Raw genomic sequence first — 19,236 nt, forward strand, 5'->3', positions numbered from 1 at the left:
TACTATAGGAAAAATAAATGGGGTGAGGATAAGACGAGTTTCTTTAGTTAACACTATTTATGAGCGCCTCCGCAGCCAGAGTTCTGCCACATATCAATTTGCTCTTCGGTAAGAAAAGCGCCTTGCTTGTTGGTATTAGATTGCTTGATAGAGGCCAACAAATCCTGATTATAGTTTTGATTATCTTCTGCCCTATTGTCGCCGCTGCTCATGGTAGCTTGGCTAGAGCAGGCTGAAATAAGTACGCAGAATATTACCGGAATTGCAGATTTCATCACTTGGTCCCAATGCAACATTTGCTTAACAAACTTAGTCTGAGTTTAGTTCAAAGTCATCCTGTTTTTTCGAAAGACGCTGAATCGAAGCTTAATTAAGTCACATCAAAAAAAGATCTCGGTGATTTTGCTAGCCTATTCCCCAAGCTTTAGGACTCATTAATGACTGATACCAAAATCAACAAGACAATTGATAACTTCACTTGCATTGAAGAAGCATTGTGCTACTTCGAAATCGACTTTGATAAGGGTTTTATTGATGAATGCCGAGACTTGTTAGTTAAACGTTTTGGCGGCAACCTCATCTTAAGTAAAGCAGATGACTGGTTTTCGGCACGCCGAGCCTTAAAGAATGCTTACTGCAAAACTCAGCGTGAGCGTTTAGACAAACATACCCGCTCGGCTTGTCGCGGCTGTACTTCCTGTGAACGTAGGTAAACACAGGTAAAATTAATTGCCCACCCACGAGCCATTTACACATTTATAGCTACCTATGGTCGCCCCTTCTGGATACACATTACCGCCGTGTACGCAATCAGCAAAGCTAGGCAAACTAAGTAATAGTGTCACTAGCACAAGCCCTATTTTAAGTATTTTCATGGCTATTTCTCCTCGGTACTATCCGTTGGCGGTTGTTCTGCAGTTTCAACGTGAATACCATTGCGTTCAGTCAAATCCATCGTTGTAATTAACGTAGGCTCGGGGTCTGGATTTATTAAAGTAAAATTTCCATTTAAACATTTCAGATTACCTAGCTGGGCTCCCTCTTGATATACATCTCCTTGCAAGGTGCAATTGGCACTCACAGCAAAACTTAAGGGAAGTAGATAAAAGATCATTTTCATCATTTTTTACACCACCTTTCTATCTTAGCTTGCCATCGCTGTCTCCACCCCTCTTGTTGCGCAATCAATTGCGCTTCAGTGCTATAGGTCTTTCGACTAGCCTCTAGGCTAGCGTCGGGTACAGAGTCAACTTTAAGGAAGTACTCCAAGCTCACTAGCTTTTCATACTTCTCAGCGTCAATGTCTATCATTGACTGCTTTAAATCGTTATCTAAAAGAGATCCATAGAGAGACTTGGAGTTGAATAGCATCTTAGCCAACACTTCTAGATCTTCCTGCTGTTGTTTCTTTAATTTGTCTGGGTCAAGCGATTCAGATTGTGAATTAGACTTACCTAAACGTAAGCCTTGTAAATTAGAAAATATAAAACTGGTTTGAGAAAATATTAGTGGTAGATTCTCTTCCTGACCTGAAAGTTCTATGGATACGTCTTTTAAGTTGCTCCAATAGACTCGAGCGCCATTAAGCTTAGTTTCGTTAAAATTTAAGTTTTCCATATTTACATAGCTAAAATCAGGGAAATTAAAGGTCGTTCTAGATAAATATGAACCCGTCAGGTTCACGCAATACAAACTGGTTGTTGTAAATGTGATGTCGTTTAACTCGATATAAGAAAGATCCTTGCCTGCTAAAGACAGAAACTTCTTCTCTTGAAAATACCTTGTGGTATCAAACAACTTGGCAAAGTCATTATCTGAAATGAACTGAATGACCTGAGCTAATAAAGTAGATGTGCTTAAACTCTCCAAAAGCAACTCAGAACGAGATACTACGAATCTATCTAAAGCTTCTTCATCAGAGTCTTTAAACACCAACAGCGCTTCGCTAATTGCGGAAACATAATTTGCTACGTTTGCCACTTGGGCAGCATCTTTTTGCGCCTTAAGCTCCTCAGAAAAAAGATCTGCCGACGTTTGAATAGATTTGTATGCAACACCCACCGTAACAATGACTGTGACAACTGTAGCGATAAACCCTAGTACGCCGTGATGTAAATCAACCCAACGAAAGAACCGCTTAACAGATGAAAGACTCTTATCACTCATGTGAATTCTTAAACTGATGATAACTTTATCTAATGACTTGATGCATATTTAGTACCTAGAGCGACATAGTTAGTTAAATCAACATGTTTAATTTTTGAACAAAAATCCACAACGCAGCTTTTGTAAAGAAAAGTGACACAATTGTTAACAGTTTCTAAATAAGCAGCTTAAGATCGCAAATCTATCAACAAGTTAATCTTGAATGTGAGCTTTCTCTATAGCCACTTTGCTTTTTCTTGCAAATCACTCATGTTTTTTCAATGCTGAGTTGGCAAGCTATCGGGAAAAACATAATGAAAATAGGGATAACCAGCATAACGCTAAGCTGTGCTTTAGCGGCGTTTTCAAGCCTAGCTCTGGCCGACACTCAGCAGCCAGAGCTCACTATATGGACAGGCAAAAGTCACCAACAAATGCAGCTTATTGCGAAACAATTTAGCGCAGATACCGGCATTATTGTTGAGGTGAAACAACCCGTCGACATCACTGGAAACTTTGAAATTCAAGCTCGTAATGGTGAAGGACCAGACATCGTATTTTGGCCCCACGACAGAATGGGCGATTGGGCAAATGCTGGCCTTATTAAACAGTTAAAACCCAGCCAAGCGCTACAAGATTCCGCGGTAGACTACGCCTGGGACGCAGTGAAAGTTGAAGGCAAAATTTATGGCTACCCGATAGGCGTAGAAGCGATAAGCCTGATTTATAACAAAGCGCTAATTAAGGAAGTTCCTACTAGTTTTGAGGAAATTTTCGCTCTAGATAAGCAGCTTCAAGAGCAGCAACAAACCAAAGCCATTTTGTGGGACTACAACAATACCTACTATACATGGCCACTACTTGCAGCAAATGGCGCTTATGTATTCGGCAAGCAAGGTGGGCAATACGATGTAAAAGACACCGGGGTTAATCACCCCAGCGCGATGTATGCCGGCAAACTACTAAAAGACATGCTCGACCAACAAATAATGCCGCGTAACGCGGATTATTCAATCATGGATATGCAGTTTGTTAAAGGCAAGGTGGCCATGGTAATTAATGGACCTTGGTACTGGGATGAGTTGGAAAGTGTAGGGATGGATTTTGGCGTTGCGCCGTTACCTAAAATTAATGGTAAGCCGGCCAAAGCCTTTGTAGGTATTTGGAGCGCCATGGTGAATAGCGCAACTAACCAACCCGCATTGGTAGACGAGTTTCTAAACTACTACTTAATGAATGTAGACAACCAACGCTTACTGTTTAGCAGCGGAGACATTGGTGCCATGGCAAACTTGCAGTTACAGCAAGAGTTAATTAACGACCCCAAAGTACAGGCCGTTTATGCCAGTGCAGCGCAAGGCGAACCTATGCCAAATGCTGCAGCAATGGGTAAGTTTTGGGCCGCTATGGCCACTAGCCTCACTAACATCACCACCGGTAGACAGGCCGTAGATAAGGCCCTAAATGCTGCCGCTAAACGGATTACTCGTTAACTTTAACGCTCTCCCAACATTGAGATTCGCGAAATAAAAAACCGCTTAAAGGTTTTACAATCTACAGAAATGGCACACTCAACACTAACTTCTTTACTTGAGGTGCCATTCTCAGGGATTAAGCCAAACTTTAGTAATCCCTGTTCCTGATAAAGCCTTACCTTAATCCGCTTAAATTCACACAGTTTCTCATTAATCAAAGCCGAAATGGTTAAGGGATCATGCATAAAACCTAAGTTGTTAGTACAGCATGTCTTAAGGAGCAAAGATTGTAGAAAAGACCACCATTTACATTGCTTTAATGCTGCACTCATTGCATTGCTTTTTATCTCTCTCAACATCTGAATATCTTTCGGGTTCAGCCACGTCTTAAGTGTTACATCGGCGGTAACCAGCCTAATATTCAAACCAGAAAGAAAGACGATTTCCGCAGCCTCGGGATCAGCTTGAATGTTATAATCATGCTTTACGCTCATCTCACGTCTTCCACAAAGAACATTCGGATAAGTGGGAAGCTGGCCAAGGTACCCTCCCATTATCGTAACCCGCTTGATATTCTCTATTAGTTCCGGAGCACGTTGAATGGCTGTGGCCAAATTGCTCAAAGGCCCGATAGCGACAAACTCAATAGCCTGATGCTGCTTGGCTAGCTTTATTATTTTCTCAACCGCACAATCATCCCCTACATGCAATAGGCTCGTAGGTAGCTTCTTTTGTCCAAGCTCTTTTCGAAGGCTAGCGCGTTGAATACGCAAATTTAGCCTCTCAACAAAAAAACTAGGAAAACCTCCACACAACCGACTCCACAATCTTGGGCTTTTGCCAATCGGCTTCGCCAAACCGGCAAAAACGGGCACCTCTGGCCGCTTTGCTAACAAAGATAACTTCTTAGCGATACGAGCTCTTACCTTCGGCTTATAACCGACGGTTGTTAGGGCTAGTAGGTCAATCTCGGGTGACTTTAAGGCCAAATTAATCGCCCAAGTATCATCACAATCAGAGCCAATATCAGTATCTATAATTAGGGGATAACGCTCATTACTCATGCCCAATGTTAGCCACAAATACCTACAGCAGTTCCCATCGGTCTACCTTGTTCCATTTCCCATTGCACGCCCCAAGGATCAATCCAATAGAAAAATTTAATTGGGAAAGGAGTAAGCTCTTCAGGTGGTCCGTAATCTTTAGAGGAGTTAATCAAGCTAACATCTGCTTGAGCTTTTAAAAATCTGTATGCTTCATCGATATTGGAGACTTCTAAAGCGATGTGCCTCGGTCCACCTAGATCATTTGTAGCTTTTACTTCTATTTCCTGGTTTCCTTGCGGACTTTGATAATGCATTAGCTCTAGATACAAACCAGAATCTTTGTGCTGCAGAAAACGTACATCAACAATGACTTCTTGCCCCACAAAGCCTGCGTTATTAGCAAACGAAGGCATATTTACATCGCTATAATACATTTCCCCTTCATCGTTAAACGCTGGCTCGAAGCCTAAAGTTCGAGCGTAAAACTCTGTAGCTTTTTCAATGTCATCAACAACCACATTAATATGGGATATCCCTAATACGTTCTTCTTTGGATTATAAGAACTCACATCTAATCTCCTTTCTACAAATAGGCCTTTGTACAACGCCTTATTACAATCCATGTAAATTTGGTAATCACTAAGGTTGGAATTATTTAGCTATTAACGCACTCCATTAGACGCTTTAAACGCTCCTCATCTCCTGGGTGGCTGCTTATCCAAGTAGGAATGTGTGACTCGTGGTCTTCGAATAAATGCTGGTAGCCGGTGAGTAGTTGTTCTTTAGGTAAATCTAGCTGCTTGCTCCAATGACAGGCGAACAAATCGGCTTGTTGCTCAGCTTCTCTAGAGTAACCAAGGCTTACCCCTAGTACTGCGGCGCTTACTAGGCCATCTACCAGTAGGCTGCTATCGCCAACAACTAACACCACAGCTGTACTGATCAATGCCGAACGCACTAAGCTTGCCATCACATCGTTATGAGCCACATGGGCTAACTCATGTAATAAAATGCCATTGAGTTGTTCTGGGCTATCTAGCAGTTTTACTAATTGGTCGGTCACCACAATACTGCCATCGGCCAACGCAAAAGCATTTGCGTCTTCGCCCATACGGTAGAAGTACAACTTAGGCTGCATGGGTAGGCTATCGATTTGTTCTACCAAACTATTAAAGTTTTGCTCTATTGCTTGGCGTTGCTCTGGGTTGATTTTAGTTTCACTAAAACCTAAAGTTTCAAATTGCTGCAGCGTCCTTTCGCCTAGCTCTTGGCTAATGGAAACCGGCACTTTGCCGGCCAAATAATGGCTTAACCAAGGAAGCCCTTGGCTAGCAGCCGCGTAAATAGCCGCCGCACTCACTACAAAGGCTAAGATAATCATCAAGACATTGCGCTCTAAGGTTTTTAGCCAAGAGCCTTGGCCTTGTTTATCCAGCCAACTATTCAAACGGCTTGGTTCATCGGCAACAAAGCGACTGCCATTGCTAAAACCAATGGCACGTGCTTGCGAGCCAATCGACATCGCAATATCTAGCTCAGATACCGGCGCTCGAATAGCGCCAAATTCATCACTTAGCTCAAGCCAGCCTTCATCAGAGCAATGCAACTTGGCAGCTCTAGACACAGAGCTATTTTCTACAAAAACCTTTCCGGTAATGATCATGGAGCTTAAATCACGCCAATTTCTACGCTAAAGGCATCAGCAACCTCATCAGCAATGGCTGTTTTGCTATCACTTACTTGGTTGTTAGTTGCAATACTTTCGATATCACCCTGTACTGCCGTGGCTTGTGCCAAAAACTTCGCCATACGCACTTTTGCAACAGGCGTCGCTAAACCAAATGAGAATACAATAATCAACATATTGCTAAGCATTACGCCCATAAATGCCAAAGGCTTTACTGATGACACCATGAACAATTGGCCTTCTATGTCTGTTTGTCCAAACTGATAGTTTCGCAAACAAGCTTTTAAGTAGGCAGTTACAAACCAGCCCAGCAAAAAGAAGCTGAGATAAATCAGCATGAAGATCCCAACCAACGCGCCGCCGGCTGCTAGGTCTTCAGTACCGCCTTGCTCCAATGAAGCAAACATAGCGCCGAGTTGGCTAAAGTCTGCGCTAAATAGAGCAAACGCCAGCAAAGCTCCCACTAGACATAAAGCCAGTACACCGCCCAAACCAACCGCTGCGGCTTTTAAGAAAATTTTAAACATAGCCGCAGACTCAATATCTGCAGTAAACTTCATGCTGCCCCATTGGTAGTTATTCAATACATAGCGGCTCATGTAAGTAGCCATAAAGGCATACAAGTAAGTACACCCAGCGCCAATAACCACTACACCTAGTACACCTGCTACTAAAGGTGAAATAACACTACCAAGTCCAATAACTAATCCAGCAGTTAAAGCAAAAATGACGGAAGCTAAAAACGGCATCACCATTAACGCCATGTAGGCTCCGCCATAGCTGCCTACAAAATCAAATCGAACATTTCTGTAGCGGGTTACCCGAGAATCAAAACGTAAGTTTTTCACTACTAAAACTGGCATCACTGCCACAAACGCCAGCATTAGAACAACTTGAAGCAATTCATTTATCATTGGCGACACAGCCCAAATAATCACCAGAGTCACTGCAATTATCCGCCCCAGCAAGATTTGTAAGGGTTTTGCTAAATACTCGAATCGCTCACCCGCTAGTTCACTATTGCCGTAAAAATACTGTTTATTTCGCACTTTTGCCCAAGCTGAATAGATACCCAAGGTAACAATGCTGAGCAATACATTAACGATCCAAATTCCAAAATACTCGTCGGTTTTTCCATGAAATTTAAAACGGTTTTCACTTAAGTGCTGACTTTCCATGCCAAGAAATCCTGATGTTTAACTAATTGAAAATTAATAAGTCAAAAGACTTTAATGACAATAATATCTAAATAAAACAGATTTTTGTTATTAAAAATCAAAGAGGGGGAAATTTAAGATTAAATAGTGTGATTAAAACGTTTTCAATCACACTCTATATAGAAAAATGAAGCACGCTAAGTGGGTGCTTCATTTATATTTGTTCACTTGATGCAAACTCAGAATAGATATTGTTGCATGTTCACCGAGTAATGGTCTCCATCATCTACGCCACTTTGCTGCACAATAAATGCCCCCAGTTTATCTTTGCTTAACCACAGTTCGCTGCTCTCTCCTTCGGTATTCAAAGCAAATCCATGGCTAACATACACCCGGTTTGCAGCACTTAATGGTTTCTCTCCTAAGTACTTAACTTGATACTGAATAATGTCAAACTCATCAAGGTCTAGCACTTTGAATACCTGGGTGTTTTGATGATCAATGGATGCCATCAAGTAATCAGGAAAACTCAAGGAATCAGAATCAAAATCGCTGCGTTGTAAAATAGCATCAGGAGCTTGCTCAAAACGGTTTAGCAATAGAGCCATGCCATTAGAGTTATGCTCATTCTCAATCAACTGCAACAGCTTATTGGTCCATGTGGAGTTGCTGCTAGCTTGGTTTTCTAAGGCATTAATATGGATACCTTGCTCTAATTTATCATTACCAAAAATTAAATAGCTTTCTTGATTTTCATCAACCTTAAAAGCGAACTGCTTCAAGGCTCCATTATCCAGCATCACTTTTCCGCTGCGCTGGTAAAACTCCTTAAACCACAGAAAACTAAAATCTAACTCCACCTCTTCTTCAATGACTAAGCCATTAGGAATTTGGTTATCGATGATTCGGTTCCGTTGGTAAACGCCAACCACATCACCTTCCACAGCAATTTGATAAATAATGGTTCTAGACTCGTGGGCGGCGTTTGCAATACCAGCCCCAAATGTAGCAACCATCACCAATATCAAACTAAGCCTAGAAAGTTGCGCTATCCACATTACAATTACTCCTTAGCCTACTAGTTGTTAAAACTCGTAAGCGACACCCATTAACAAACCTAACGATTTGCTTTGATAGAACTCAATGTTGCTATCGCCTTTATCGTAAGATGCCATCAGGTAAACCGAGGTATTCTCAAAATCAAAAGGTTGGGCATATCCATAAATGGCGTTTATACCAAAATCGTCATCACCCTGAGTTTGGTTAAATATCGGATTACGGCCTTTGTAATCACGCTTAGCATAATTAATGTAAAGGCTAGTGAAATGGCGCTCGGCAAAGCTGTAGGTGGTTTCTAAGCCAAAGGCATAAGCATCAAAGGCCATTGCATCACCATCGGTATCAGCCTTGGTATAGGTAAGCTGAGGTGTCACGGTAAATCCATCTTCATCGTAAGCCAAGATCTCGGCAGAGATTCGGTGATACTTGCCGTCACGTTGCATTAACTTTTGTTCGTTAGCATCTAAACCAAAGGCTTGACCACTACGCTCATTTTCTATATCTGCCGCCGCAAAGCCGTAACGCAAGGTTAGCGGCGTATCAAATAAATAACGCCAAGCCACCCTAAAGCCACTGCTATCAGCATCGGTTTTTTGCCGCGCACTGCCGGTTAAATATGGATCTTGCCAGGTCTCACTAAAACCTGGCAGCTTAGGGAAATACGCCAGTTCTAACTGTGAATACTCACCCACCATTTGGGTAATACCCAGTTCAACTTGGTCTTGGCCACGCACAATATTTTCTTCTTGTTGACCTAAGAAAATCTGAGTTTTCTTGTTAGCGAAGGTGTAGTTTAGCTCCGCTAAAACAGCTGGGCTTACACCGCTACTTTTATTGCCTGAGTTATTAAGATCCTGAGTCACAGCGTTATCGTCATCAGTATCAAACTGAGATTGTTGCTGGCCCACCATACCACCCAGCAATAACTCAAAACCAAACCCAGCCTCATCGTCTACATAACCAGTAGCATTGGCAGCACCAACAGATGCAAACGTAGCTAGTACGCTGCTTGTTAATAGACGCTTAGTGTGAAATTTTTTCATCCTGTTCCCTATCCCTTTAATAGACTTTCAAGCATGCTTTTGCATGCCGAGCAACCACTTGTTGAGCACATTGTAAAATGCGACAAATTCTCACTCAGTCAGTCTTATGTCAGGGATAGTCACAGTTTTCCGATATTCCAAACTGGATATTGAGAATTAGTTTACATTTAAATGATATTTGTCGTAGTTTTGTAAGTGGTAATTGCATCGGCCTAAGGGCTCTCTAAAATGAGCCAGCTGAGGGAGTTGTCTATGCAGGGAAACAAGTTGAGCCAAGAACACAAAAAAATCGTATTAATTGAAGATGATTCACGCCAACAACAGTTGGTGGCTACGTTCTTGCGCAGCGAAGGCTTTGAGGTTATTTCTTCAGAGCGTGGCGATCAAGCGCCAGAGCTAATTGCCAAACATTCTCCAGATGCAGTGCTGCTAGATTTAATGCTACCAGGCATGGACGGCATTCAAGTATGCCAAGTGGTTCGTGACTTTTATTCAGGGCCGATCTTAATGGTTACCGCCCAAGGCGACGATGTAACCGAAGTGTCAGCCCTAAATTTGGGGGTTGATGACTTCTTAAGTAAACCATTGCGCCCACATGTTTTGCTCGCTAGGCTTCGCTCTGCACTGCGCCGCAGTGAACGCGCCAGTGCCATCGATGCTTTACAGCTAAGCAATAGCGAACCGGTTCGCCACCCCAACCGAATTATCTGCCAAGAGCTGATTGCCGACAAAACTCAGCGCCGTATTTGGCTAGGAGAGCAACTGCTAGAGCTTACCGACGCCGAGTTTGACCTACTCTACTTTCTTATGGACAACGCAGGCCACGTATTGCCGCGCGATGTACTATTTAGAGAAATGCGTGGCATTGATTACGACGGCCTCGACCGCTCGCTAGACATGCGAGTATCAACTATACGTAAAAAGCTAAACGACAATACGCCACCTTATCGCTACATTAAGTCGGTGCGTGGTAAAGGCTATTTATTTGTAAAAGCAGCATAGCGAGCTAACCCCGCTTGATTACTTTATTTCTAAAGCTGTTTCTGTCTTCGGTGTTATCAATTATTGCTGCCACCTTTATTTACGGCGTGATTATTGAAGAAAAGGTGCAGCACATTGAGCGCGAACAAATACGCCAAATTGTGCTGCCTATTTACTACCTGCTAGACCGAGATCTGCTGCAAGCAGAGAACCCAGATGTAGACAAAGTACTCACTCGCTACCAAGAAGAATTCCCTTTCTTTATCCGCATTTTTCCAATTACCGAACTAGACGCAGAAGCCCGCTTAAAGCTAATGCGAAACGGTGAATACATATCGGTTAAAAGCAATTTTTTAGATGACGACGACATCGTTCTTTATTACCAATGGCCCGACCAACAGGTTCTCGAGTTAGATTTAGACGAAGAGTTTGTGGATTACGGTGATTGGCTATTTTGGTACATGGTAGCGCTAATGGGTGGCTGTTTAGCCGCTACCGTAATGTGGTTCTCTTTCTCAATTACTCGCCATACTTATCGCCTAGCTAAAGTGACCAAAGCCTTAGGTGACGGAGATTTTGACGTAAGCGCCAACGAGAAAGCGCCTTCGCCGATTAATCACATGGCGCGCAGCCTAAATAGCATGGCCGCTAAACTTAAGTCGCTGATCCAAGAGCAAGACTCAATGACCATGGCGGCGTCTCACGAATTAAAAACCCCGATTAACAATCTGCGTTTTGCCTTAGATATGACTCGCTCAATTACCGACATGAAAACCATGCACGAGCATATACAAGAAATGGATGAAGACTTAGATAGCTTGGAAGACTTAACTCACGAGTTAATTAGTTTTTCTCAGTTAACCAAAGCGCGTGAAATAAACCCGCAATCAATTAACCCCTACCCACTGCTTTACAACATGTGTGAGCGCCTCTCTAAGCTTAGCCCCAAATTAAAGATTCAAATTGAATGTCCGGTGGGTTTGAGTTTAATGGCCGATGAAAAGCTAGTGCGCCGCGCCTTAAACAACTTGATCGTTAATGCGCAAAAGTATGCCGAAAAGCTCATTCTTATCCGTGCTTATGTGGTTAATAAATCGGTAATTTTTGAAGTACATGACGATGGTAGCGGTGTACCAGAGAAATACCGCGAATCAATTTTCCTGCCCTTTGCTCGGGTAGATGATAGCCGCAGCCGCCAGAGCGGTGGTCATGGCTTAGGTTTATCTATTGTCGAGCGAATTGTCACCAACCACTGCGGCAAAGCCAGTGTAAGCGATAGCCATTTAGGCGGCGCTTTATTTACCCTAGAGCTACCGCTATTCCAAAATAGCGAAGACCACAAAGAATAATTGGGATTGCCCCCCTTAACCATTGCCTTTTCGCTGAGCGGAGTTACCATTGTGGGCTCAAATTAATGACTAGAAGCTCGCACCATTGACCGCTCAAGCCCCTGCCAATACCGTTGTTGTTCTCGATTTTGAAACCACAGGTTTATCGCCAACTCAAGGCGACAGAGCCATAGAAATTGGTGCCGTATTACTAGAAGATGGCCAAGCTACAGCGCGCTTTCAAGAGTTGATGAACCCTGGCTTTCGCATCTCTTCTTTTATCGAAGACTACACGGGTATCACTAATGCCATGCTACAAGAGGCAGCTCCTTGCGATGAGGTAATGGAACGCTTTTATCAATTTGTTGGCCAGCACAATATGGTGGCGCATAACGCATCCTTTGATCAGCGTTTTTTAGAAGCCGAGTTTGACAAAATAGGCCGACGACTTAACGGCGACTTTGCTTGTTCGATGTTATTGTCACGCCGCCTATTTCAAGACGCACCCAACCACAAATTGGGCAGCTTAGTTGCTTACAATAACATCGACAATGACGGCGTTTTTCACCGTGCCTTAGCCGATTCTGAAATGACAGCCAAGCTTTGGCTGTGTTTACTCGAGCAATTAGAGCAACACTATTCGTTAATAAATCCAAGCTTTGCGCTAATGCAGCAAATTAGTCGTAAGAGCAAAGCAAATGTCGCGAGCTTTTTACACAAAATTGCGTAACAATATGTGAGATAAAACAAACCATGAATTTGCGCCAAGCTTGGGCTATTGCAACACGCGAGGTTCCCGCCGCCATATTCACTTGCACACATTCACCCGCAATTATAGGTGTTCCATGAAAATACTTGTCCGTAACCTCGCTCGCAGCATTACAGAAGCCGACTTACTCGCTTTATTCGAAAGCCATGGCGCTGTAGAAAGCTGCGATTTGGTATTGGATAATGAGACAGGCAAATCTAAAGGTTTTGGCTTTGTCAGCATGCTTGACGAAACAGAAGCCAATGCAGCTATTGCCGCGCTAAATTCAACCAAGCAAGCAGGTAATAAAATACGAGTTAAGTTTGCCGAAGAAAAAGGCCCATCTGAGCAACAAACTGTTTGGCCAGAGTCTGAATAAACTTCAGCCATTAGCGAGTAAGCCCGTTACTCGCTAATAAACCTAATTTGCCGTAGCGGTTTTGCTATCACTATCCCTTTGTTAGCTAACGCAGCCACCACTTGCTGAGTAAGCTCCTGTTGTTCACCACTTTCATTCGCCTCACTTAACAAAGATTGGCTTGCATAGGCGCAGCTCACTAGCAGGCTGTCGGGAAAGCGCTGAAAGCTAACACTGTGGCTAATCCACGCAAAGCCCTCACAGCGTTGCTTGGCGTCCTCACATACCTCGGTTAATGCCGCTACGATATCCTTATCGCGTTTTTTGTCCATCTTTCGCATTAGTTTGCTTGCTCGTTTAAATTATTTGCCACTAGTTGTCATTACTTGTTAATAAACTTGGCGCTTTAAGCTGTTGATTAAGCTGGTCGGCTCGGGCTTCTGGCGAACCACTTAAACCGCCGAGTAAATGATACAAACACGGTACCACAAATAGCGTGACTAAAGTGGCCAGCAACATGCCGCTAAATATCACTATACCAATAGCAAAGCGTGTTTCGGCGCCCGCTCCCGTTGCTAGTAACATTGGCACCGCACCCAACAAGGTGGTCATGGCAGTCATAATAATCGGGCGTAGGCGATTGGTGGCAGCTTTAATAATGGCTTCTTTAACCGCTAAACCTTGGTCACGCAACTGGTTAGCAAACTCTACAATCAAAATACCATTCTTGGTTGCCATGCCAATTAACATCAACAAGCCAAGTTGACTGTAGATGTTAAAACTCTCTCCGGTAATCAGTAAGCCCAACAAACCTCCCAGCAAACCTAAGGGCACCGTAAGCATTACAATGGCTGGGCTAATAAAGCTTTCAAATTGAGCCGCTAATACCAAGTAACAAACCAGCAAGGCCAAAGCGAATAACAACCAGATCTCGCGTTGGTTATCGTAAAACTCTTTTGATTCGCCCGCGTAATCAACCGTATAACCACTGGGCAAAATCTCGCTAGAGGCTTGATTTAAAAAGCTCAGAGCTTCGCCTAAACTTACGTTGTCACTTAAGTTGGCTTTTAAGTTAATCGACTTTTTACGCTGGTAATGGAACAAACCGCGAGCCGAAGCAACATCTTGTGCTTCTACCAAAGTATCTAAAGACACCAAAGCGCCATTATCACTGCGCAAATACACTTTGCTTAAATCACTGGGTGATTGAAATTGGTTTTCATCGGCTTTTAAGTACACGTCGTACTCTTCACCAAACTCTTCAAAACGGGTTTGAGCACGTCCTCCTAGCAGCACCTCTAAAGTGCTGGCAATGTCATTAACGCTAATGCCTAACTCTCTGGCTGCTAGTCGATTAACATGCAATAAAATTTCTGGTGTTGTGGGGTTGTAGTCCAACTGCACGCCGTGCATTAGGCCGCTGTCTTTGGCTTGCTGCTCTAATTCTAAGGCGTATTGGTAGAGCTGGCTGTAGTCGTCACCTTGCAATACAAACTGCACCGGCTCGCCCATTCGCCCACCAAAACTAGGTTGATAAGGATACACTTTAACATCGGCGACATCATGGGCTGCATCGCGGATCATCTCTACCACTTCGGCAGCGTCTTGGCTGCGCTCACTCCAATCTTTTAAGCGAACAATGAAAAAGCCTTGGTGATCAGCCCAACTGCCAAATGCAGGCGCCGAATAGTTAAGGGTTTCGATTGGCCCATCATCACTCATCATCGGCAATAGCCGTTGCTCAATCTCAGCCATGCTTTTAACCATGCGCTGGTAGCTCGTTGCTTCTACACCGCCAACATAGACGTTAACCACACCTCGGTCTTCTTTTGGTGCAAAGGCAGGTTGTTGCTGTTGATAGGCCCACACCAATAAACCCATGCATAAAGCCACAACGGCAAGTGCAGAAAATTTAAAGTTAATAACTCGAGTCAACAGCGTGGCATAAGCCTGCTGCAGAGCGGTCATGGCGCGCCCCACCGAGCGGCTCATCCAGGTGGCTTTGTTAGGATTTTTTTCAAACAACTTACCGGCCATTACTGGCGCTAAGGTAAGAGCGATTAAAGAAGAAAAAATCACCGCAGCAGACAGCAATACAGCAAATTCGGTAAACAGATCACCAATTTTTCCTTGCATGAATACCAAAGGCAAAAACACCATCACCAGTACAACGGTGGTAGCAATTACTGCAAAGTTGAGCTCTTTAGCTCCTCGAAATGCGGCAACTAATGGCGGCTCGCCAGCGGCGCGGTGGCGAATAATATTCTCCACCACCACAATCGCGTCATCCACCACCAAACCAATGGCCAAAATTAAAGCCATTAGCGTCACTAAATTGATGCTATAGCCAAATAAATAAGCCACTGAAAACGCTGCGACTAGCGATACCGGAACGGTTACTGCTGGAATAATGGTTGCGCTTAATCGCCCCAAAAACAGGTACAACACCGCCACCACCAGCAGCGCACAAATTAACAAGGTGGAATACACTTCGCTAATGGCCTGGCGAATAAACACAGTGCTGTCGTAATCAACCGTAAGCTCTGCACCTGTGGGTAAAAAGCGCTGCAACTCCGCCAACTCTTTTTTTACCGTATCTGCTACTTCTAGCGGGTTAGCCTTAGACATTGCCACAATGCCCAAGCCCATGCTGTCCACGCCGTTACTTTTAAAAGTAGTGGTATCTTTTTTAGCGCCAACGTAAATATGCGCGATGTCTGACAAAGTAACGTGGTCACCGTCAAAGTTGGCAATTTGTAGCTTGGCAAAGTCATCTGCCTGTTGGTACATGCGCTCCATGCGCACCACAATATTTAAACTGTCGTTACGCACATAACCCGCGGGCAATTGTAAGTTTTCACGGTTTAAGGCATCAATCACATCGTTGGTGGTTAAGCCGCGTCCAGCCATTGCGGTGGGGTCTAGCTCCACATACATCACTCGCTCAACCAAGCCCGAGGTATTTACCGCACTCACGCCGGGCAACAAACTAAGTCGCTCAATTAAGATCCGCTGGGCAAAATCGCTAAGCTCTACTCTGTCTTGCAAAGTAGCAGTGAGATTAAGCCACATAAACGGGGCTTCTTCGCTGTCGTTTTTGCGCACCACGGGTTCATCAACATCATCGGGCAAGCGATTACGCGCTCGGCTCACCGCATCGCGCACATCACTCACCGCGGCCAACATATCCGAACCTTGCTTAAAGGTAATGGTAATGCCTGACCAGCCATCCCACGACGATGACCAAATATAGTCAATGCCATCAATTCCGCTAAGCTCGTCTTCAATCGGCTTGGTGATTTGTGATTCAACAATAGAAGAGGCACTACCGCGATAAGGCGTACCAATAGACACCACAGGGCTTTCAATGTCGGGCATTTCTCGCACTGCCAGCTGGCTATAGCCTACAACCCCAAACAGCATAAGTAGCAAACTTAATACTATCGCCGCTACCGGACGATACATCGACAGATCAGATATTTTCATTAGTTGAGTACTTCAACCTCGATGCCATCATGCAGCTTCACCAGGCCTTTATTCACGACCTGTTCACCAGCATTTAAGCCACTAAGCACTTCGACTAAGTTGTCGCCGCGCTGGCCTAACTCCAACTCAACTTTTTCTGCAACGTGTTGATTAACCCGGTAAGCAAAACGGCGATCGCCGTTATAAGCAATCGCCTGTAGGGGAATTAACACCCGCTCGCTAGCACTTAAATCTAATTCACCCGTAACCAAAGTGCCTGGAGCAATGCCTGCTTGCTGATTGTCGATAGACAGTTGAATGTACACATTTAAGCTTTCGCCGCGCACTCGGCTGTCAATGCTAGTCACTGAGGCATTAAATATTCGTGAGCTTAAACCCGCTTGGTGCAGCTTAGCCTGCTGCCCAACCTCAATTCGGCCTAAATGGCGCGCGGCAACGGGAACGTTAAGGCGTAAAGTATTGGCATCATCTAAGGTGGTGAGCACAGTATCAGAGTCAACTAACTGCCCAGGGCTTAAATCAACAAGGCCGAGTTTGCCACTAAATGGCGCGCGAATAGCCCTGTCTTGCAATGCAGCTTCTGCTAACGCGAGCTCGGCTTGTTGCATGGCAACTTGAGATTCGTAACGATCAACTTCGGCTTGGGTGGTAGCCCCTTTGGGTAATAATTGCAGCAGATTTTGATGCTGACGAAGAATATCATCAAGCCGTGCCTGCTCACGCTGTAACACTGCACGTTGATGGCGGTCGTCCAATTGAACCAACAATTGGCCTGCACGCACAGCTTGGCTAGAGCTAACAGCAATCGTGTCTATGCGACCATCAACCTCTGCTTTCACATTTACCGAATGAGCAGAGAATACATTGCCTAATAAATGCACTTGTTCGCGGAGCTTGCCTTGCTCTACCGTTACCACTTCTACGGTAACGGGTTTACTTGATGTTTGCTCTGTTTGAGCCGCGTCGTCACTGTAATACATCCATGTAACAACAGTAAGAAGCGCCACCACAACTAAAATGATGCGTCGCATTACTCTTTACCTTTTCAAACTGAGAGAAGACTCTAGCGCAAGCAAAGGTTGCGGGTCTATCTTTAGTTGATTACAAACTGCATAAATGCGAATCAAACAGCATCATGCACTACAAAAGATAACAATAAACGAATTTTAATTAAAAAAAGTCAGGTAAAAGCAAATTATTTGTTTAGACAAGCAAGCTTGTTTCTTTTGCTACAAGCCACGCCAAAGCTCACTCTACGCTAAATTAAATAGCCAGTTTAGATTTACTCAACAACAATCCCTCTCTACACTGAATGCGAAATGTTTGCGAAAAAATGCAACTTTTCCACCACTTATACACCTAAGTAGGACGGATCCTGCTCGGCATATTGTACGTGTGCTTAAATAATTAATTGCTATAGGAAGTTATATGGGTATTGAGTTTGACAATGGAGTTCTACTATTTGACTCTTTTTTTACCGCCACCATTGGTATTTTGGTGCTATTTATCGGTAGACGAATAAATGCAGCGGTAGGTTTTCTGCGCGAGTTTAGTATTCCCGAACCCGTTACCGGCGGTATTCTGTTCTCGGTAATGATTGGTTTAATCTACGCCCTCACTTCTGTTGAAATCGAGTTTACCCTAGTGGCCCGCGACATTTTGCTAGTGTATTTCTTCACCACTATTGGTATTAACTCAAGCCTTAAAGATTTGCTCAAAGGCGGCATGCCACTGGTTATTCTCTTAGGTATTACAATCGGTTACATGATCCTGCAAAACTTAACCGGTATCACTGTTGCCAAAATATTTGGCTTAGAGTCTGCTGTAGGTATGCTGGGTGGCAGTGTGTCGCTGATTGGTGGTCACGGCACCGCTATTGCTTGGGCGCCTAGGATTGCTGAAGACTTTGGCATTAGTAACGCCATGGAAATTGGTATTGCCAGTGCGACTTTTGGCCTAATACTAGCCAGTTTAATGGGTGGTCCAATTGCCCAGTTCTTAGTTAATCGACACAACTTAAAGCCCAAAAAAGAAGAGCCTTTGGATGTAGGTGTAGCTGAAGAAAACAAGAACAACAGCATTACCGGTTTTGATTTCTTAGATGCGATCTTAGCCATTCATGTATGTATTATTCTTGGCTTCTTGTTAAACGAAGCCATTGCGCAAGCAGGTCTGCAACTACCGCTGTTTGTTACCTGTTTGTTTGCCGGTATCGTTATGACCAACTTGGTACCTCAGTCGCTTCCGCGCTTAACCGGTACCCAGTGGCCTTCTCGCAAACCAGCGGTTGCTCTAATTGCCGACATATCCTTAGGTACTTTTTTAGCTATGTCATTAATGAGCATGCAGCTATGGACCTTAATTGATTTAGCCGGCCCAATTTTAGCGATCCTTGCCGCACAGTTTTTGATTGCTATCTTGGTGAATATTTTTGTGGTGTTCCCAGCCATGGGCAAATCTTATGATGCAGCGGTGATATGTTCAGGCTTTGGTGGTATTTCTTTAGGTTCTACTCCCACTGCAATGGCAAACATGTCGGCGGTTTCGCAACGCTACGGTAACTCTCACCTAGCCTTCATCATTGTGCCGTTGGTCTGTGCATTCTTTATCGATTTAGTGAATGCCCTGCTAATTCCATTCTTCCTAGCTAATTTCTAGCGTCATTGAGGGTAAGGTTATTAAGCCTTACCCTCAAAATTCTTAAGCTTTTGTTTCTTATATCT

At 43.9% G+C, this 19,236-nt stretch carries 20 protein-coding genes; 7 read left to right on the plus strand and 13 right to left on the minus strand.

The genetic code is table 11. The features are described from left to right. Nucleotides 1-53: 53 nt before the first annotated feature. Entirely contained in the window at nt 54-275 is a 222-nt protein-coding gene (locus OAG1_RS15790; protein ID WP_338621939.1) for a hypothetical protein, read from the minus strand. Nucleotides 276-437: 162 nt separating this feature from the next. Here OAG1_RS15790 and OAG1_RS15795 point away from each other — a divergent pair, with 162 nt between their 5' ends. Beyond that, nucleotides 438-713 (plus strand): nitrogen fixation protein NifW, encoded by a 276-nt coding sequence (locus tag OAG1_RS15795; protein WP_338621940.1) that lies wholly within the window; start codon nt 438-440, stop codon nt 711-713. A 12-nt stretch (nt 714-725) separates the two neighbouring features. Here the strand turns inward: OAG1_RS15795 and OAG1_RS15800 are convergent, their stop codons facing one another. The 3 genes from OAG1_RS15800 to OAG1_RS15810 are packed head-to-tail and all read right to left on the minus strand — an operon-like array spanning nt 726 to nt 2,166. Continuing rightward, nucleotides 726-875, minus strand: a complete 150-nt coding sequence (locus tag OAG1_RS15800) for a hypothetical protein (protein ID WP_016400986.1) — start codon at nt 873-875, stop codon at nt 726-728. A gap of 2 nt (nt 876-877) precedes the next feature. Beyond that, a complete protein-coding gene (locus OAG1_RS15805) occupies nt 878-1,123 on the minus strand; it encodes a hypothetical protein (RefSeq protein ID WP_338621941.1) in 246 nt (81 codons plus the stop codon). Next, nucleotides 1,120-2,166, minus strand: coding sequence for a pentapeptide repeat-containing protein (locus OAG1_RS15810; protein ID WP_016400985.1), 1,047 nt, complete (start codon nt 2,164-2,166; stop codon nt 1,120-1,122). The genes OAG1_RS15805 and OAG1_RS15810 overlap by 4 nt, the downstream gene beginning before the upstream one ends. 293 nt (nt 2,167-2,459) lie before the next feature. Between OAG1_RS15810 and malE the strand changes: the two genes are divergently transcribed. Next, entirely contained in the window at nt 2,460-3,638 is a 1,179-nt protein-coding gene (gene malE, locus OAG1_RS15815; protein WP_338621942.1) for a maltose/maltodextrin ABC transporter substrate-binding protein MalE, read from the plus strand. A gap of 2 nt (nt 3,639-3,640) precedes the next feature. On the opposite strand, the gene OAG1_RS15820 is transcribed toward malE, so the two are convergent. The 6 genes from OAG1_RS15820 to OAG1_RS15845 form a co-directional block, all read right to left on the minus strand. After that, nucleotides 3,641-4,684 carry a nucleoside hydrolase gene (locus OAG1_RS15820; protein WP_338621943.1) on the minus strand — a complete coding sequence of 348 codons (1,044 nt, stop codon included), beginning with the start codon at nt 4,682-4,684 and terminating at the stop codon, nt 3,641-3,643. An 8-nt stretch (nt 4,685-4,692) separates the two neighbouring features. Further along, complete coding sequence (locus tag OAG1_RS15825; RefSeq protein ID WP_338621944.1) at nt 4,693-5,235, minus strand: VOC family protein; 543 nt, start codon at nt 5,233-5,235, stop codon at nt 4,693-4,695. A gap of 86 nt (nt 5,236-5,321) precedes the next feature. Next, a complete protein-coding gene (locus tag OAG1_RS15830; RefSeq protein ID WP_338621945.1) occupies nt 5,322-6,329 on the minus strand; it encodes a M48 family metallopeptidase in 1,008 nt (335 codons plus the stop codon). Between the two features lie 5 nt (nt 6,330-6,334). Continuing rightward, the gene (locus OAG1_RS15835; protein WP_338621946.1) at nt 6,335-7,531 is read right to left on the minus strand and encodes a YjgN family protein; all 1,197 of its coding nucleotides are present in this window, start codon (nt 7,529-7,531) and stop codon (nt 6,335-6,337) included. A gap of 218 nt (nt 7,532-7,749) precedes the next feature. Beyond that, the gene (locus OAG1_RS15840; protein WP_338621947.1) at nt 7,750-8,568 is read right to left on the minus strand and encodes a hypothetical protein; all 819 of its coding nucleotides are present in this window, start codon (nt 8,566-8,568) and stop codon (nt 7,750-7,752) included. A 27-nt stretch (nt 8,569-8,595) separates the two neighbouring features. Then, entirely contained in the window at nt 8,596-9,612 is a 1,017-nt protein-coding gene (locus OAG1_RS15845; RefSeq protein ID WP_152779867.1) for a DUF2860 family protein, read from the minus strand. A gap of 252 nt (nt 9,613-9,864) precedes the next feature. Here OAG1_RS15845 and OAG1_RS15850 point away from each other — a divergent pair, with 252 nt between their 5' ends. The 4 genes from OAG1_RS15850 to OAG1_RS15865 all read left to right on the plus strand — a co-directional run bounded on the left by OAG1_RS15850 (nt 9,865) and on the right by OAG1_RS15865 (nt 13,048). Then, nucleotides 9,865-10,614 (plus strand): response regulator transcription factor, encoded by a 750-nt coding sequence (locus OAG1_RS15850; protein ID WP_016400979.1) that lies wholly within the window; start codon nt 9,865-9,867, stop codon nt 10,612-10,614. Between the two features lie 14 nt (nt 10,615-10,628). Next, nucleotides 10,629-11,942, plus strand: a complete 1,314-nt coding sequence (locus OAG1_RS15855) for an ATP-binding protein (protein ID WP_152779869.1) — start codon at nt 10,629-10,631, stop codon at nt 11,940-11,942. 85 nt (nt 11,943-12,027) lie between these two features. Next, a complete protein-coding gene (locus OAG1_RS15860) occupies nt 12,028-12,651 on the plus strand; it encodes a 3'-5' exonuclease (protein WP_338621948.1) in 624 nt (207 codons plus the stop codon). 115 nt (nt 12,652-12,766) lie between these two features. Continuing rightward, entirely contained in the window at nt 12,767-13,048 is a 282-nt protein-coding gene (locus OAG1_RS15865) for an RNA-binding protein (RefSeq protein WP_016400976.1), read from the plus strand. A 26-nt stretch (nt 13,049-13,074) separates the two neighbouring features. Here the strand turns inward: OAG1_RS15865 and OAG1_RS15870 are convergent, their stop codons facing one another. From OAG1_RS15870 to OAG1_RS15880, 3 genes are read right to left on the minus strand one after another with little or no spacing between them, the layout of a single operon-like run. After that, nucleotides 13,075-13,368: a hypothetical protein gene (locus OAG1_RS15870; protein WP_338621949.1), complete on the minus strand. Its 294-nt coding sequence runs from the start codon at nt 13,366-13,368 to the stop codon at nt 13,075-13,077. A gap of 31 nt (nt 13,369-13,399) precedes the next feature. Then, complete coding sequence (locus tag OAG1_RS15875; protein ID WP_338621950.1) at nt 13,400-16,513, minus strand: efflux RND transporter permease subunit; 3,114 nt, start codon at nt 16,511-16,513, stop codon at nt 13,400-13,402. Further along, entirely contained in the window at nt 16,513-17,544 is a 1,032-nt protein-coding gene (locus tag OAG1_RS15880) for an efflux RND transporter periplasmic adaptor subunit (RefSeq protein ID WP_338621951.1), read from the minus strand. The genes OAG1_RS15875 and OAG1_RS15880 overlap by 1 nt, the downstream gene beginning before the upstream one ends. Before the next feature lie 397 nt (nt 17,545-17,941). Here OAG1_RS15880 and gltS point away from each other — a divergent pair, with 397 nt between their 5' ends. After that, nucleotides 17,942-19,171, plus strand: coding sequence for a sodium/glutamate symporter (gltS, locus tag OAG1_RS15885; RefSeq protein WP_016400972.1), 1,230 nt, complete (start codon nt 17,942-17,944; stop codon nt 19,169-19,171). Nucleotides 19,172-19,236 lie beyond the last annotated feature (65 nt).

The organism is Agarivorans sp. OAG1, from assembly GCF_037076485.1.
In the GTDB taxonomy this organism is placed as follows: Bacteria; Pseudomonadota; Gammaproteobacteria; order Enterobacterales; family Celerinatantimonadaceae; genus Agarivorans; species Agarivorans albus.